The sequence below is a fragment of the Streptococcus infantis genome, from assembly GCF_015546995.1.
In the GTDB taxonomy this organism is placed as follows: domain Bacteria; phylum Bacillota; class Bacilli; order Lactobacillales; family Streptococcaceae; genus Streptococcus; species Streptococcus infantis_J.
Genome location: NZ_JADMUH010000003.1, coordinates 1 through 16,180, shown reverse-complemented (window position 1 = coordinate 16,180; position 16,180 = coordinate 1). Strand labels below are relative to the sequence as shown.

At 42.6% G+C, this 16,180-nt stretch carries 9 protein-coding genes, 2 tRNA genes and 2 rRNA genes; 12 read left to right on the top strand and 1 reads right to left on the bottom strand.

The window, feature by feature from the left end; translation table 11 throughout:
• Nucleotides 1-26: 26 nt before the first annotated feature.
• The 6 genes from tkt to gap all read left to right on the top strand — a co-directional run bounded on the left by tkt (nucleotide 27) and on the right by gap (nucleotide 7,603).
• The gene (gene tkt / locus I1J71_RS01670) at nucleotides 27-2,003 is read left to right on the top strand and encodes a transketolase (RefSeq protein ID WP_195183495.1); all 1,977 of its coding nucleotides are present in this window, start codon (nucleotides 27-29) and stop codon (nucleotides 2,001-2,003) included.
• A 115-nt stretch (nucleotides 2,004-2,118) separates the two neighbouring features.
• The gene (gene yajC / locus I1J71_RS01665; protein WP_004251136.1) at nucleotides 2,119-2,439 is read left to right on the top strand and encodes a preprotein translocase subunit YajC; all 321 of its coding nucleotides are present in this window, start codon (nucleotides 2,119-2,121) and stop codon (nucleotides 2,437-2,439) included.
• A 48-nt stretch (nucleotides 2,440-2,487) separates the two neighbouring features.
• A complete protein-coding gene (locus I1J71_RS01660; protein WP_006153398.1) occupies nucleotides 2,488-2,925 on the top strand; it encodes a low molecular weight protein-tyrosine-phosphatase in 438 nt (145 codons plus the stop codon).
• Nucleotides 2,918-3,331: an MORN repeat-containing protein gene (locus tag I1J71_RS01655; RefSeq protein ID WP_195183494.1), complete on the top strand. Its 414-nt coding sequence runs from the start codon at nucleotides 2,918-2,920 to the stop codon at nucleotides 3,329-3,331. The genes I1J71_RS01660 and I1J71_RS01655 overlap by 8 nt, the downstream gene beginning before the upstream one ends.
• Nucleotides 3,332-3,630: 299 nt before the next feature.
• On the top strand, nucleotides 3,631-6,282 hold the full coding sequence (gene adhE, locus I1J71_RS01650; protein WP_195183493.1) for a bifunctional acetaldehyde-CoA/alcohol dehydrogenase: 2,652 nt from the start codon (nucleotides 3,631-3,633) through the stop codon (nucleotides 6,280-6,282).
• Between the two features lie 310 nt (nucleotides 6,283-6,592).
• The gene (gene gap, locus I1J71_RS01645) at nucleotides 6,593-7,603 is read left to right on the top strand and encodes a type I glyceraldehyde-3-phosphate dehydrogenase (protein WP_006154814.1); all 1,011 of its coding nucleotides are present in this window, start codon (nucleotides 6,593-6,595) and stop codon (nucleotides 7,601-7,603) included.
• A 66-nt stretch (nucleotides 7,604-7,669) separates the two neighbouring features.
• On the opposite strand, the gene I1J71_RS01640 is transcribed toward gap, so the two are convergent.
• On the bottom strand, nucleotides 7,670-8,545 hold the full coding sequence (locus tag I1J71_RS01640) for an RluA family pseudouridine synthase (protein ID WP_324248675.1): 876 nt from the start codon (nucleotides 8,543-8,545) through the stop codon (nucleotides 7,670-7,672).
• An 88-nt stretch (nucleotides 8,546-8,633) separates the two neighbouring features.
• On the opposite strand from I1J71_RS01640, the gene pbp2a reads away from it, so the two are divergent.
• The 6 genes from pbp2a to I1J71_RS01610 all read left to right on the top strand — a co-directional run.
• Nucleotides 8,634-10,859 (top strand): penicillin-binding protein PBP2A, encoded by a 2,226-nt coding sequence (gene pbp2a / locus I1J71_RS01635; RefSeq protein ID WP_195183492.1) that lies wholly within the window; start codon nucleotides 8,634-8,636, stop codon nucleotides 10,857-10,859.
• Between the two features lie 180 nt (nucleotides 10,860-11,039).
• Nucleotides 11,040-11,522 carry a sigma factor gene (locus I1J71_RS01630; RefSeq protein WP_229026604.1) on the top strand — a complete coding sequence of 161 codons (483 nt, stop codon included), beginning with the start codon at nucleotides 11,040-11,042 and terminating at the stop codon, nucleotides 11,520-11,522.
• A gap of 67 nt (nucleotides 11,523-11,589) precedes the next feature.
• Nucleotides 11,590-11,661 (top strand) — tRNA-Glu (locus I1J71_RS01625).
• Between the two features lie 227 nt (nucleotides 11,662-11,888).
• Nucleotides 11,889-13,436: ribosomal RNA gene (locus I1J71_RS01620) — 16S ribosomal RNA — on the top strand.
• Between the two features lie 50 nt (nucleotides 13,437-13,486).
• Nucleotides 13,487-13,559, top strand: a tRNA-Ala gene (locus tag I1J71_RS01615).
• A 125-nt stretch (nucleotides 13,560-13,684) separates the two neighbouring features.
• Nucleotides 13,685-16,180, top strand: a 23S ribosomal RNA gene (locus I1J71_RS01610); the annotation flags it as partial.

Genomic DNA, 16,180 nt, shown 5'->3' with positions numbered 1-16,180 from the left:
ATCACCTTAAATAGAAAGGAAATTCTATGTCAAATCTATCTGTTAATGCTATTCGTTTCTTGGGTATTGACGCTATTAATAAAGCGAATTCAGGTCACCCAGGGGTGGTAATGGGTGCAGCACCGATGGCTTACAGCCTTTTCACTAAAGAACTTCGTATCAATCCAGCTCAACCAAACTGGATCAACCGCGACCGTTTTATTCTTTCAGCGGGTCACGGATCAATGCTTCTCTATGCCCTTCTTCACCTTTCTGGATTTGAAGATGTGAGCATGGATGAAGTGAAGAGCTTCCGTCAATGGGGGTCTAAAACTCCAGGTCACCCAGAATTTGGTCATACAGCAGGGGTTGATGCAACAACAGGTCCTCTAGGACAAGGGATTGCGACTGCGACAGGTTTTGCACAAGCAGAACGTTTCCTTGCAGCAAAGTATAACCGCAAAGATTATAACATTTTTGATCACTACACATATGTTATCTGTGGAGATGGTGACTTGATGGAAGGTGTATCAAGTGAAGCTGCTTCTTATGCAGGTTTGCAGAAATTTGACAAATTGGTTGTTCTCTATGATTCAAATGATATCAACTTGGACGGTGAGACAAAAGATTCATTCACAGAGAGTGTTCGCGATCGTTACAATGCCTACGGTTGGCATACAGCCTTGGTAGAAGATGGGACAGACTTAGAAGCTATTCAAGCAGCTATTGAAGAGGCTAAGGCTTCAGGGAAACCGTCTTTGATTGAAGTAAAAACTGTTATTGGTTATGGTTCCCCAAACAAACAAGGAACTAATGCCGTACACGGTGCTCCTCTTGGTGCAGACGAAACTGCTGCAACTCGTCAAGCCCTTGGTTGGGACTACGAACCATTTGAAATCCCAGCAGAAGTTTATGCTGATTTCAAAGAAAATGTTGCGGACCGAGGTGCATCAGCATATGAAGCATGGACAAAACTAGTTGCAGATTATAAAGAAGCTTACCCAGAGCTTGCTGCAGAAGTGGAAGCAATCATCGATGGACGCGATCCAGTTGAATTGACTCCAGAAGACTTCCCAGCTTTAGAAAATGGCTTCTCTCAAGCAACTCGTAACTCAAGTCAGGATGCTTTAAATGTAGTGGCTGCTAAATTGCCAACCTTCCTTGGTGGATCAGCTGACCTTGCTCATTCAAATATGACTTACATCAAAACTAATGGACTTCAGGACGATGCAAATCGCTTGAACCGTAATATCCAATTTGGTGTTCGTGAATTTGCAATGGGTACAGTTTTGAACGGAATGGCTCTTCACGGTGGACTTCGAGTTTACGGTGGAACTTTCTTCGTATTCTCAGACTACCTTAAAGCGGCAGTTCGTTTGTCAGCTCTACAAGGCCTTCCTGTGACCTATGTCTTTACTCACGATTCAATCGCAGTTGGTGAAGATGGACCAACTCATGAACCAATTGAGCACTTGGCAGGACTCCGTGCGATTCCAAACCTTAATGTTTTCCGTCCAGCAGATGCGCGTGAAACTCAAGCAGCTTGGTATCAAGCAGTGAAGAGTGAAAAAACACCAACTGCCCTTGTCTTGACTCGTCAAAACTTGACTGTTGAGGAAGGAACAGACTTTGATAAGGTTGCGAAAGGTGCTTATGTTGTCTATGAAAATGCTACAGACTTTGACACGATTTTGATTGCAACAGGTTCAGAAGTGAATCTAGCTGTTGCAGCTGCTAAAGAATTGGCAAGTCAAGGTGGAAAAGTTCGCGTAGTCAGCATGCCATCTACGGATGTCTTTGATGCACAAGATGCCGCATACAAAGAAAAAATCCTACCAAATGCGGTTCGTCGACGTGTGGCTGTTGAAATGGGAGCGACTCAAAACTGGTATAAATACGTTGGTCTTGATGGAGCAGTTCTCGGTATTGATACCTTTGGAGCATCTGCCCCAGCTTCAAAAGTGTTGGCAGAGTATGGATTTACAGTTGAAAACTTAGTAGAACTTGTAAACAACTTGAAATAAGAAAAATCAGAGCTTTGCTCTGGTTTTTTATTGACCTAAAACTAAGGTGCAATCTTGTAAAAAATAGTGAAATTTGATATAGTAGTTTTATCTGAATTACAAAGGAGAAAATACAATGAATGCAAATTTAACATTTGTGATTATGCTTGTAGGAATGTTTGCCTTGATGTTCTTTATGCAACGTTCTCAAAAGAAACAAGCTGAAAAACGCATGGAGAGTCTCAATAAACTTCAAAAAGGCTATGAAGTCATTACTATCGGTGGTTTATACGGTACAGTTGATGAAGTTGATACCGAAAACAGAACGATCGTACTTGATGTAGACGGAGTTTACTTGACTTTTGAACTTGGAGCTATCAAATCTGTCTTGCCACTTAAAGAGGCTGTTACATCAGAAGGTACAGTTGTCGATGGTGAAAGCGCGATTGAAGAATAAAACGGGGTGGATCTCATACCCCTTTTTCTATGAAGATGGGGAACAATAATGAAGAAAGTTGTTTTTGTATGTCTTGGTAATATTTGCCGTAGTCCTATGGCAGAATTTGTTATGAAATCTTTAACCGATGATTATGAGATTGAAAGTAGAGCAACTTCTTCTTGGGAACATGGAAATCCAATTCACAAAGGAACCCAGAAAATTTTTAAAGCTCACGAGATTCCTTATGATTCATCAAAAACATCACAGCAAATTTCTAAGGATGATTTTGAATATTTTGATTATGTCATTGGGATGGACGAGTCCAATCTTCTAGATTTGACTCGAATGTGTCCACAAGACCAACAACACAAGCTAGAGGCATTTGCTTCTGAGGGTGTTCCTGATCCATGGTATACAGGTGATTTTGATGAAACTTACGATCGAGTTTTAACTGGTTGCCAGGCTTGGCTAACACGTTTAGAAAATGAGGCAAAAAATGGATAATTTAAAGAAATTCTATGATAAGTACAGTGTCTATATAACGCGTCCTCGTTTGGAAATTGCAACAGTAGTAGTCATAGCTCTTTGTGCTATATTTGTATTTGTAGGGAATATGCCTAAGCAAGGAGTTTTAAAACTGGATGGCGATTCACTTGTATATGATGGAAGTATTGTTCGTGGAAAGATGAATGGCAAAGGCACAATGACCTTCTCAAATGGCGACACTTATACTGGTGAATTTAAAAATGGAGCATTTAACGGTAAAGGAACCTACCAAGCTAAAGAGGGCTGGGTTTATGAAGGTGACTTTGTTAATGGGCAAGCTGAAGGTAAAGGAAAACTGACTACTGAGCAAGATGTTGTCTATGAGGGTGAATTTAAACAAGGTCTCTTTCAACAAGCGCAATAACCTCCTCTTAGAGGGGGTATTATACCACATCTGTAGAAAACGCTTACATGTAAGTTAAGTTGCTTTCAAATGCCTTTTTACAATGGAGTTTGTGAAAAATAAAAATTTTATTAATTTTTTCACAAAGTATAAGCGTAAAAGCATATGTGTAGGCATGTGCAACAATGTTTTCACAAGTAAATAAAAAAAGTTTGTGAATTTTTTATGAAACTGTTTACAAATCTTGAAAAAAGAGTTATAATAAGATTGTGAAAAAATTAACAAAGGACTTACAATCCTTGAAAGCTATGGAGGAAAATATGGCTGATAAAAAAACTGTAACACCAGAGGAAAAGAAACTCGCTGCTGAAAAGCATGTTGATGGTTTGGTGCAAAAAGCTTTGGTTGCCCTTGGAGAAATGCGTAAACTTGACCAAGATCAAGTCGATTATATCGTAGCAAAAGCTTCAGTTGCAGCACTTGATGCTCACGGAGAATTGGCTTTGCATGCCTTTGAAGAAACAGGACGTGGAGTATTTGAAGATAAAGCGACTAAGAACTTGTTTGCTTGTGAGCACGTGGTAAATAACATGCGCCACACTAAAACAGTTGGTGTTATTGAAGAAGACGATGTGACAGGATTGACTCTTATTGCTGAACCGGTTGGTGTTGTTTGTGGTATCACTCCAACAACAAACCCTACTTCAACAGCAATCTTTAAAGCTTTGATTTCATTGAAGACTCGTAATCCTATTGTCTTTGCGTTCCACCCGTCAGCTCAAGAATCATCAGCTCACGCTGCTCAAATCGTGCGTGATGCAGCGATTAAAGCAGGAGCTCCTGAAAACTGTGTACAGTGGATTACTGAACCATCTATGGAAGCAACTAGCGCATTGATGAACCACGAAGGTATTGCAACAATCCTTGCAACAGGTGGGAATGCCATGGTTAAAGCTGCATACTCATGTGGTAAACCAGCTCTTGGGGTAGGTGCCGGAAACGTTCCAGCTTATGTTGAAAAATCAGCCAACATTCGCCAAGCTGCTCACGATATCGTAATGTCTAAATCATTTGATAATGGTATGGTCTGTGCATCTGAACAAGCGGTTATTATTGATAAAGAAATTTATGATGAATTTGTAGCAGAGTTCAAATCTTACCACACTTACTTTGTAAACAAAAAAGAAAAAGCTCTTCTTGAAGAGTTCTGCTTCGGCGTGAAAGCAAACAGCAAAAACTGTGCTGGTGCAAAATTGAACGCTGACATCGTTGGTAAACCAGCAACTTGGATCGCAGAACAAGCAGGATTTACTGTTCCAGAAGGAACAAACATTCTTGCTGCAGAATGTAAAGAAGTTGGCGAAAACGAGCCGTTGACTCGTGAAAAATTATCACCAGTTATCGCAGTTTTGAAATCTGAAAGCCGCGAAGACGGTATTGCAAAAGCTCGTCAAATGGTTGAATTTAACGGTCTTGGACACTCAGCTGCCATCCATACTGCTGATGAAGAACTGACTAAAGAATTTGGTAAAGCTGTTAAAGCTATTCGTGTTATCTGTAACTCACCTTCTACTTTCGGTGGTATCGGGGATGTTTATAATGCCTTCTTGCCATCATTAACACTCGGATGTGGTTCTTACGGACGTAACTCAGTTGGGGATAACGTTAGCGCCATTAACCTCTTGAATATCAAAAAAGTCGGAAGACGGAGAAATAACATGCAATGGATGAAACTTCCTTCAAAAACATACTTTGAACGTGATTCAATTCAATACCTTCAAAAATGTCGTGACGTTGAGCGTGTCATGATCGTTACTGACCACGCTATGGTAGAGCTTGGCTTCCTTGATCGTATCATCGAGCAACTTGACCTTCGTCGCAATAAGGTTGTTTACCAAATCTTTGCAGATGTAGAACCAGATCCAGATATCACTACAGTTGAACGTGGTACTGAGATTATGCGTTCCTTCAAACCAGATACAATCATCGCTCTTGGTGGTGGATCACCAATGGATGCTGCTAAAGTAATGTGGCTCTTCTACGAACAACCAGAAGTGGACTTCCGTGATCTTGTACAAAAATTCATGGATATCCGTAAACGTGCCTTCAAATTCCCATTACTTGGTAAGAAGACTAAATTCATCGCTATCCCAACTACATCTGGTACAGGATCTGAAGTAACTCCATTTGCCGTTATCTCTGATAAAGCAAACAACCGTAAATACCCAATCGCTGACTACTCATTGACACCAACCGTGGCAATCGTAGACCCTGCCTTGGTATTGACAGTTCCTGGATTTGTTGCTGCTGATACTGGTATGGACGTATTGACTCACGCAACTGAAGCTTACGTATCACAAATGGCTAGCGACTACACTGACGGACTTGCTCTTCAAGCCATCAAACTTGTATTCGAAAACCTCGAAAGCTCAGTTAAGAATGCAGACTTCCACTCACGTGAGAAAATGCATAATGCTTCAACAATCGCTGGTATGGCTTTTGCGAATGCCTTCCTCGGTATTTCTCACTCAATGGCTCATAAGATTGGTGCGCAATTCCACACAATCCACGGCCGTACAAATGCTATCTTGCTTCCATACGTCATCCGCTACAACGGTACACGTCCAGCTAAGACAGCAACATGGCCTAAGTACAACTACTACCGTGCAGATGAAAAATATCAAGATATCGCACGCATGCTTGGACTCCCAGCTTCTACACCAGAAGAAGGGGTTGCATCTTATGCTAAAGCTGTTTACGAACTCGGTGAGCGCGTAGGTATCGAAATGAACTTCAAAGCACAAGGTGTTGACGAGAAAGAATGGAAAGAACATTCACGTGAATTGGCCTTCCTTGCTTATGAAGATCAATGTTCACCTGCAAACCCACGTCTTCCAATGGTTGATCATATGCAAGAAATCATCGAAGATGCTTACTATGGATACAAAGAAAGACCAGGACGTCTTAAATAATTGATTATCAGTCAGAGGCAGGAGTAATCCTGTCTCTTTTTTATAGTTTTTCAAAATAGAAGAGGTTAAAAGTTTAACAAAAAAGTTTTGTAAATAACTATAAAGATGTATGTTGATAGACTTTTGACAAAGGGAATCTATATAAAATTGTGTATCTAGAAAATAGAAAACTGAAGTGAAAATCAACGTCAGCGCTTGCAATAAAACTAAAATAGTTATATAATAGGTTTGTTGAAAGGTGATTTGTAGTGATTCAAGTTACTCTTTTCACAATAAAATTTTCATGATTTTCATAAGGAGGAAATCACTAATGGTAGTTAAAGTTGGTATTAACGGTTTCGGTCGTATCGGTCGTCTTGCTTTCCGTCGTATCCAAAATGTAGAAGGTGTTGAAGTTACTCGCATCAACGACCTTACAGATCCAGTTATGCTTGCACACTTGTTGAAATATGACACAACTCAAGGTCGTTTCGACGGTACTGTGGAAGTTAAAGAAGGTGGATTCGAAGTTAACGGTAAATTCGTTAAAGTTTCTGCTGAACGTGATCCAGAACAAATCGACTGGGCTAACGACGGTGTAGAAATCGTTCTTGAAGCAACTGGCTTCTTTGCTACTAAAGCAGCTGCTGAAAAACACTTGCATGCTGGTGGTGCTAAGAAAGTTGTTATCACTGCTCCTGGTGGATCAGATGTTAAGACAGTCGTATTTAACACTAACCACGATATTCTTGATGGTACTGAAACAGTTATCTCAGGTGCTTCATGTACTACAAACTGCTTGGCTCCAATGGCTAAAGCTCTTCAAGATAACTTCGGTGTTGTAGAAGGATTGATGACTACTATCCACGCTTACACTGGTGACCAAATGATCCTTGACGGTCCACACCGTAAAGGTGACCTTCGTCGTGCACGCGCTGGTGCTGCTAACATCGTTCCTAACTCAACTGGTGCTGCTAAAGCAATCGGTTTGGTTATCCCTGAATTGAACGGTAAATTGGACGGAGCTGCACAACGCGTTCCTACTCCAACTGGATCAGTAACTGAATTGGTAGTTGTTCTTGAAAAGAACGTTACTGTTGATGAAGTAAATGCAGCTATGAAAGCTGTTGCTAACGAATCATACGGTTACACTGAAGATCCAATCGTTTCTTCAGACGTTGTAGGTATGTCATACGGTTCATTGTTTGACGCAACTCAAACTAAAGTTCTTGACGTTGACGGTAAACAATTGGTTAAAGTTGTATCATGGTACGACAACGAAATGTCTTACACTGCACAACTTGTACGTACTCTTGAATACTTCGCAAAAATTGCTAAATAATTTCTGAGTCAAAAAAGCAAGACCAATAGGTCTTGCTTTTTGTATCTAACAAAATGGATGATTTTATCATCCATTTTGTTTTAATTCTCTTTCAAATGTATCTGAGAGAGTGGTAAAGCTTAATTTATTTAAAGTCAGAGGGTGGATAAAGGATAGTTTAAATGCGTGAAGCATCAGCCTCTTGTTTTTTGAGTGTGGGTTGTAGAGAGGGTCCCCGAGGATTGGATGTCCGTGGTGAGATAGGTGGACTCGGATTTGATGAGTACGTCCTGTTTTTAATCTACACCGAACGAGACTGGTTTTGTTTTGAAATTGTTTTAACCGAGTTACATGAGTTTCGGCGTATTGACCATTTTTTTGATCCACAATTCTTTTTCTACGATCGTGGCGATTGCGACCGATTTTATCTCGGAAGATCAAGTCCTTAGCCTCTAATCTTCCATCAACCAGAGCCCAGTATTCTCGAGAAATCTCTTTCTTTTCTAATAAGCGATTAAGGATAGGAAGAATGAATGGATTCTTAGCAAACAGTACGAGACCACTTGTTTCCATATCTAGTCTATGGACAACATAGCAGGTTTGGCCGACATAGGCGCTGACATGATTGAGAAGAGCTATCTCGTCTGGCTGATTTCCATGTGTCTTCATACCCTCAGGTTTATTGACGATAATTAAATGTTGGTCTTGATAGACTTCTTCGACAAGTTTGGGATTTCCCCAGAGAATTTTTTTTGTAGGATAATCCTCCTCATCGAAGATCAACTGACATTCATCCCCAGCTTTGACCGTTTGATGCCAGTGGACTTCTTCTTGATTAATGAGGATGTGTTTTTTGATTCTCAAAAAGTGCCTTATTTTTCTAGGTATTAACAGCTGTTCTTCTAGAAAATGTTTGACAGTCATTTCGGGTAGAGAGTTGGGGATCGTAAAGGTAAATTTCATACTGATATTGTAACAAAAATCAATTTATTTGGACAGGGGAACTAGCAAAATTCTTGTCTTCCTATGGGGAAGATGATAAAATATACGCATGAAATTAGATACCTTATTTGAAAAATTTCTTTCTTTATTTAAAAAAGAAGAATCTGAAATTGAAGAAACAGAGACTAACGAAGTTGAACATGAAGGTAACGAGTCTAGTAATTTACGCCGTTCAAGAGCTGGGCGAAAGAAATCTGGGGCAGTTGGTCCTATTCGAAAATTCTGGCGCCGTTATCATTTGACAAAAATCTTTCTGATTATAGGACTAAGTGCCAGCCTTTTTGTTGGGGTCTATCTATTTGCGCTAGCAAAATCGACGAATGTTACAGACTTACAAAATGCTTTAAAAACACGTACTCTGATTTTTGACAGAGAAGAAAAAGAAGCAGGCGCCCTGTCAGGTCAAAAAGGCACCTATGTCGAACTTTCGGATATTAGTGAAGATTTGCAGAATGCTGTTATTGCGACAGAAGATAGAAGTTTCTATAAAAATAGTGGAATTAACTATGGACGCTTTTTCCTGGCCATTCTTACAGCAGGTCGCTCGGGTGGTGGTTCTACGATTACTCAGCAGTTGGCAAAGAATGCCTATCTTTCTCAAGATCAGACTGTTCAAAGAAAAGCCAAAGAATTCTTCTTAGCTCTAGAATTAACCAAAAAATATAGCAAGAAGGAAATCCTAACCATGTACTTGAACAATGCCTATTTCGGAAATGGGGTTTGGGGTGTTGAAGATGCAAGTAAAAAATACTTTGGGGTTTCAGCTTCTCAACTGACGCTTGATGAAGCTGCGACTTTAGCAGGAATGCTGAAAGGACCGGAATTATACAACCCTTTGAATTCTATTGAAGATTCTACTAACCGTAGAGACACCGTCTTACAAAACATGGTCGCTGCTGGCTATATTGATAAGGACAAAGAAGCGGAAGCTTCGGGTGTTGATATGGCATCTCAACTGCAGGATGCTTATAAAGGTAAAGTTTCAGACTACCGATATCCATCCTATTTTGATGCTGTTGTTAATGAAGCAATTGAAAAGTATAATTTAACTGAAGAAGAAATTGTGAACAACGGCTATCGTATATATACGGAATTAGATCAGAATTACCAGGCTAATATGCAAGTCATTTATGAAAACACAGCTCTCTTTCCAACCGCAGAAGATGGAACTCATGCTGAGTCTGGCAGTGTTGCTCTAGAACCAAAAACAGGAGGAGTTCGAGGAGTTGTTGGTCGTGTAGCAGGAGATGATAAAGCGGGCTTCCGAAATTTCAACTACGCAACTCAATCAAAAAGAAGTCCAGGTTCAACTATTAAGCCCTTAGTTGTCTATACCCCAGCAGTCGAAGCTGGTTGGGCTCTAAATAAAGAGTTGGATAATCATACTATGGAGTATGGTGATTACAAGGTCGATAACTACGCAGGAATCAAAACATCTCCTGAAGTTCCAATGTACCAAGCTTTAGCTGAGTCCCTAAACCTCCCTGCCGTAGCAACAGTTAAACAACTTGGCATCGACAAGGCTTTTGAATCAGGTGAAAGATTTGGACTTGACTTAACGAATGTGGATCGTGTGTTGGGTGTTGCCCTGGGTGGTGGTGTGGAAACTAGTCCACTACAAATGGCACAAGCTTATGCAGCATTTGCAAATGAAGGTTTGATGCCTGAAGCGCATTTTATTACACGTATTGAAAATGCAAGTGGTCAAGTCATTGCTACACATAAGAATTCTCAAAAACGTGTGATAGACAAGTCTGTAGCTGATAAAATGACTAGCATGATGTTAGGAACCTTCACAAATGGTACAGGAATAAGTTCTTCGCCTGATGGTTATGTTATGGCCGGAAAAACTGGAACGACAGAGACTGCTTTTAACCCAGAATATACGAGTGACCAATGGGTTGTTGGGTATACACCTGATGTAGTCATTAGTCACTGGCTTGGTTTCCCAACTACCGATGAAAACCATTATCTAGCAGGTTCGACATCAAATGGCGCCGCTCATATTTTTAGAAGTATGGCAGAAACAATTCTTCCTTATACGCCAGGAAGTACCTTTACTGTTGAGAATGCTTATGAACTAAACGGTATAGCTCCTAGAAATTCTCAAAATCAAGCAACCGACAATGGTGGTGTGCAATCAAGTGATTCTATAACTGATATCCGAGATCGAGCCCAGAATCTTATTGATGAAGCAGAAAAAGCTATTTCAGATGCAAAAATTAAAGAAAAGGCAAAAACTGTCTGGGATACAATTGTAGATTTGTTCCAATAAATTTTTAAAAGACAAGAGCAAAACTCTTGTCTTTTTTATATCCTAAAAAGCCTCAAAAATAATCTAAAAGAAATGTTAAAATATCCCAAGTATAAGTTTAGACAAGTATACAAGCAAAATAAAAAAGAAAGAGTTCTGTAAAACTTAGCTCTGATATACTGGATAAAGAAAAGGAGGGTAATGATGTTAGAAAAATATTACCATGAAGTAAAAGCCATCGTGCATAAGTGCCGAAAAGAGTACTATCTACATCTATGGGAAAAAGAAGATTGGGATCAAGAGGGAATGATTTGCCTTAACGAATTATTAGAAAACTACCCGGAATTCACCGAAAAAAGAGATAAACAATTCTACACCTATTTCAAAACAAAATTCCGAAACCGAATTTTAGACGCAGTTCGAAAACAAGAAAGTTATAAAAGAAGATTAGATCGGCAAGCATATGAAGAGGTCGGAGAAATTAGCCACCGATTAGGAGAAGGAGGTCTTCTGTTAGATGAGTCATATGCTTTACAAGAAGTACTTAAAGGATATAAAGCAGGATTAGGAAAAGAAAAATTGGAACTTTATGAGAGATTGATTGCTGATGAGAGATTTAAAGGAAGAAAAGCGATGTTAAAAGAGCTGAGACATGTGCTAAAAGATTTTTCGCCAAAAAGATAAAAAAAGTAGTCAAACTAGTTGACAAGTAGGAAAAAGTGTATATAATAGAAAGAGTTGAAAAGCTCAGGGTTCGTTGGTCAAGGGGTTAAGACACCGCCTTTTCACGGCGGTAACACGGGTTCGAATCCCGTACGGACTATGGGTGTATTGCGGTTGATGGGAACAGGTTATAAAAAAAGTTAAAAAAACCTGTTGACAGAGAAAAATGACTGTGATATACTAATATAGTTGTCGCAAGCGCGACAAAGACCTTTGAAAACTGAACAAGACGAACCAATGTGCAGGGCACTATAACGGAAGTTATAGTACTGAACAATGAAAAAACAATAAATCTGTCAGTGACAGAAATGAGTGAGAACTCAAACTTTTAATGAGAGTTTGATCCTGGCTCAGGACGAACGCTGGCGGCGTGCCTAATACATGCAAGTAGAACGCTGAAGCTTGGTGCTTGCACCGAGCGGATGAGTTGCGAACGGGTGAGTAACGCGTAGGTAACCTGCCTGGTAGCGGGGGATAACTATTGGAAACGATAGCTAATACCGCATAACAGTAGATATCGCATGATGACTGCTTAAAAGGTGCAACTGCACCACTACCAGATGGACCTGCGTTGTATTAGCTAGTTGGTGAGGTAACGGCTCACCAAGGCAACGATACATAGCCGACCTGAGAGGGTGATCGGCCACACTGGGACTGAGACACGGCCCAGACTCCTACGGGAGGCAGCAGTAGGGAATCTTCGGCAATGGACGGAAGTCTGACCGAGCAACGCCGCGTGAGTGAAGAAGGTTTTCGGATCGTAAAGCTCTGTTGTAAGAGAAGAACGAGTGTGAGAGTGGAAAGTTCACACTGTGACGGTATCTTACCAGAAAGGGACGGCTAACTACGTGCCAGCAGCCGCGGTAATACGTAGGTCCCGAGCGTTGTCCGGATTTATTGGGCGTAAAGCGAGCGCAGGCGGTTAGATAAGTCTGAAGTTAAAGGCTGTGGCTTAACCATAGTACGCTTTGGAAACTGTTTAACTTGAGTGCAAGAGGGGAGAGTGGAATTCCATGTGTAGCGGTGAAATGCGTAGATATATGGAGGAACACCGGTGGCGAAAGCGGCTCTCTGGCTTGTAACTGACGCTGAGGCTCGAAAGCGTGGGGAGCAAACAGGATTAGATACCCTGGTAGTCCACGCCGTAAACGATGAGTGCTAGGTGTTAGACCCTTTCCGGGGTTTAGTGCCGTAGCTAACGCATTAAGCACTCCGCCTGGGGAGTACGACCGCAAGGTTGAAACTCAAAGGAATTGACGGGGGCCCGCACAAGCGGTGGAGCATGTGGTTTAATTCGAAGCAACGCGAAGAACCTTACCAGGTCTTGACATCCCTCTGACCGCTCTAGAGATAGAGCTTTCCTTCGGGACAGAGGTGACAGGTGGTGCATGGTTGTCGTCAGCTCGTGTCGTGAGATGTTGGGTTAAGTCCCGCAACGAGCGCAACCCCTATTGTTAGTTGCCATCATTTAGTTGGGCACTCTAGCGAGACTGCCGGTAATAAACCGGAGGAAGGTGGGGATGACGTCAAATCATCATGCCCCTTATGACCTGGGCTACACACGTGCTACAATGGCTGGTACAACGAGTCGCAAGTCGGTGACGGCAAGCTAATCTCTTAAAGCCAGTCTCAGTTCGGATTGTAGGCTGCAACTCGCCTACATGAAGTCGGAATCGCTAGTAATCGCGGATCAGCACGCCGCGGTGAATACGTTCCCGGGCCTTGTACACACCGCCCGTCACACCACGAGAGTTTGTAACACCCGAAGTCGGTGAGGTAACCATTTGGAGCCAGCCGCCTAAGGTGGGATAGATGATTGGGGTGAAGTCGTAACAAGGTAGCCGTATCGGAAGGTGCGGCTGGATCACCTCCTTTCTAAGGATAAGGAATGCACATTGGTCTTGTTTAGTCTTGAGAGGTCTTGTGGGGCCTTAGCTCAGCTGGGAGAGCGCCTGCTTTGCACGCAGGAGGTCAGCGGTTCGATCCCGCTAGGCTCCATTGGTGAGAGATCACCAAGTCATGCACATTGAAAATTGAATATCTATATCAAATAGTAACAAGAAAATAAACCGAAAACGCTGTAGTATTAATAAGAGTTTATGACTGAAAGGTCAGAAAAATAAGGTTAAGTTAATAAGGGCGCACGGTGGATGCCTTGGCACTAGGAGCCGAAGAAGGACGTGACAAACGACGATATGCCTTGGGTAGCTGTAAGTAAGCGATGATCCAGGGATTTCCGAATGGGGGAACCCAACAGGTACTACCTGTTACCCATATCTGTTAAGGATATGAGGAGGAAGACGCAGTGAACTGAAACATCTAAGTAGCTGCAGGAAGAGAAAGCAAAAGCGATTGCCTGAGTAGCGGCGAGCGAAACGGCAGGAGGGCAAACCGAAGAGTTTACTCTTCGGGGTTGTAGGACTGCAATGTGGACTCAAAGATTATAGAAGAATGATATGGGAAGATCAGCCAAAGAGAGTGAGAGCCTCGTATTTTAAATAGTCTTTGTACCTAGCAGTATCCTGAGTACGGCGGGACACGTGAAATCCCGTCGGAATCTGGGAGGACCATCTCCCAACCCTAAATACTCCCTAGTGACCGATAGTGAACCAGTACCGTGAGGGAAAGGTGAAAAGCACCCCGGGAGGGGAGTGAAATAGAACCTGAAACCGTGTGCCTACAACAAGTTCGAGCCCGTTAATGGGTGAGAGCGTGCCTTTTGTAGAATGAACCGGCGAGTTACGATATGATGCGAGGTTAAGTTGAAGAGACGGAGCCGTAGGGAAACCGAGTCTGAATAGGGCGCCTTAGTATTATGTCGTAGACCCGAAACCATGTGACCTACCCATGAGCAGGTTGAAGGTGCGGTAAGACGCACTGGAGGACCGAACCAGGGCACGTTGAAAAGTGCTTGGATGACTTGTGGGTAGCGGAGAAATTCCAAACGAACTTGGAGATAGCTGGTTCTCTCCGAAATAGCTTTAGGGCTAGCGTCGACATCAAGATTCTTGGAGGTAGAGCACTGTTTGGGTGAGGGGTCCATCCCGGATTACCAATCTCAGATAAACTCCGAATGCCAATGAATTATGGTCGGCAGTCAGACTGCGAGTGCTAAGATCCGTAGTCGAAAGGGAAACAGCCCAGACCACCAGCTAAGGTCCCAAAATAATTGTTAAGTGGAAAAGGATGTGGGGTTGCACAGACAACTAGGATGTTAGCTTAGAAGCAGCTATTCATTCAAAGAGTGCGTAATAGCTCACTAGTCGAGTGACCCTGCGCCGAAAATGTACCGGGGCTAAAACAATTTACCGAAGCTGTGGATACCTTTATAGGTATGGTAGGAGAGCGTTCTATGTGTGGAGAAGGTGTACCGTGAGGAGCGCTGGAACGCATAGAAGTGAGAATGCCGGTATGAGTAGCGAAAGACAGGTGAGAATCCTGTCCACCGTAAGACTAAGGTTTCCAGGGGAAGGCTCGTCCGCCCTGGGTTAGTCGGGACCTAAGGAGAGACCGAAAGGTGTATCCGATGGACAACAGGTTGATATTCCTGTACTAGAGTATGTAGTGATGGAGGGACGCAGTAGGCTAACTAAAGCAGACGATTGGAAGTGTCTGTCTAAGCAGTGAGGTGTGAATTGAGTTAAATGCTTAATTCTATAACATTGAGCTGTGATGGGGAGCGAAGTTTAGTAGCGAAGTTAGTGACGTCACACTGCCAAGAAAAGCTTCTAGCGTTTAAACATACTCTACCCGTACCGCAAACCGACACAGGTAGTCGAGGCGAGTAGCCTCAGGTGAGCGAGAGAACTCTCGTTAAGGAACTCGGCAAAATGACCCCGTAACTTCGGGAGAAGGGGTGCTGACTTTACGTCAGCCGCAGTGAATAGGCCCAAGCAACTGTTTATCAAAAACACAGCTCTCTGCTAAATCGTAAGATGATGTATAGGGGGTGACGCCTGCCCGGTGCTGGAAGGTTAAGAGGAGTGCTTAGCGCAAGCGAAGGTATGAATTGAAGCCCCAGTAAACGGCGGCCGTAACTATAACGGTCCTAAGGTAGCGAAATTCCTTGTCGGGTAAGTTCCGACCCGCACGAAAGGCGTAATGATTTGGGCACTGTCTCAACGAGAGACTCGGTGAAATTTTAGTACCTGTGAAGATGCAGGTTACCCGCGACAGGACGGAAAGACCCCATGGAGCTTTACTGCAGTTTGATATTGAGTGTCTGTACCACATGTACAGGATAGGTAGGAGTCTATGAGATCGGGACGCCAGTTTCGAAGGAGACGATGTTGGGATACTACCCTTGTGTTATGGCCACTCTAACCCGGATAGGTGATCCCTATCGGAGACAGTGTCTGACGGGCAGTTTGACTGGGGCGGTCGCCTCCTAAAAGGTAACGGAGGCGCCCAAAGGTTCCCTCAGAATGGTTGGAAATCATTCGTAGAGTGTAAAGGTATAAGGGAGCTTGACTGCGAGAGCAACAACTCGAGCAGGGACGAAAGTCGGGCTTAGTGATCCGGTGGTTCCGTATGGAAGGGCCATCGCTCAACGGATAAAAGCTACCCTGGGGATAACAGGCTTATCTCCCCCAAGAGTTCACATCGACGGGGAGGTTTGG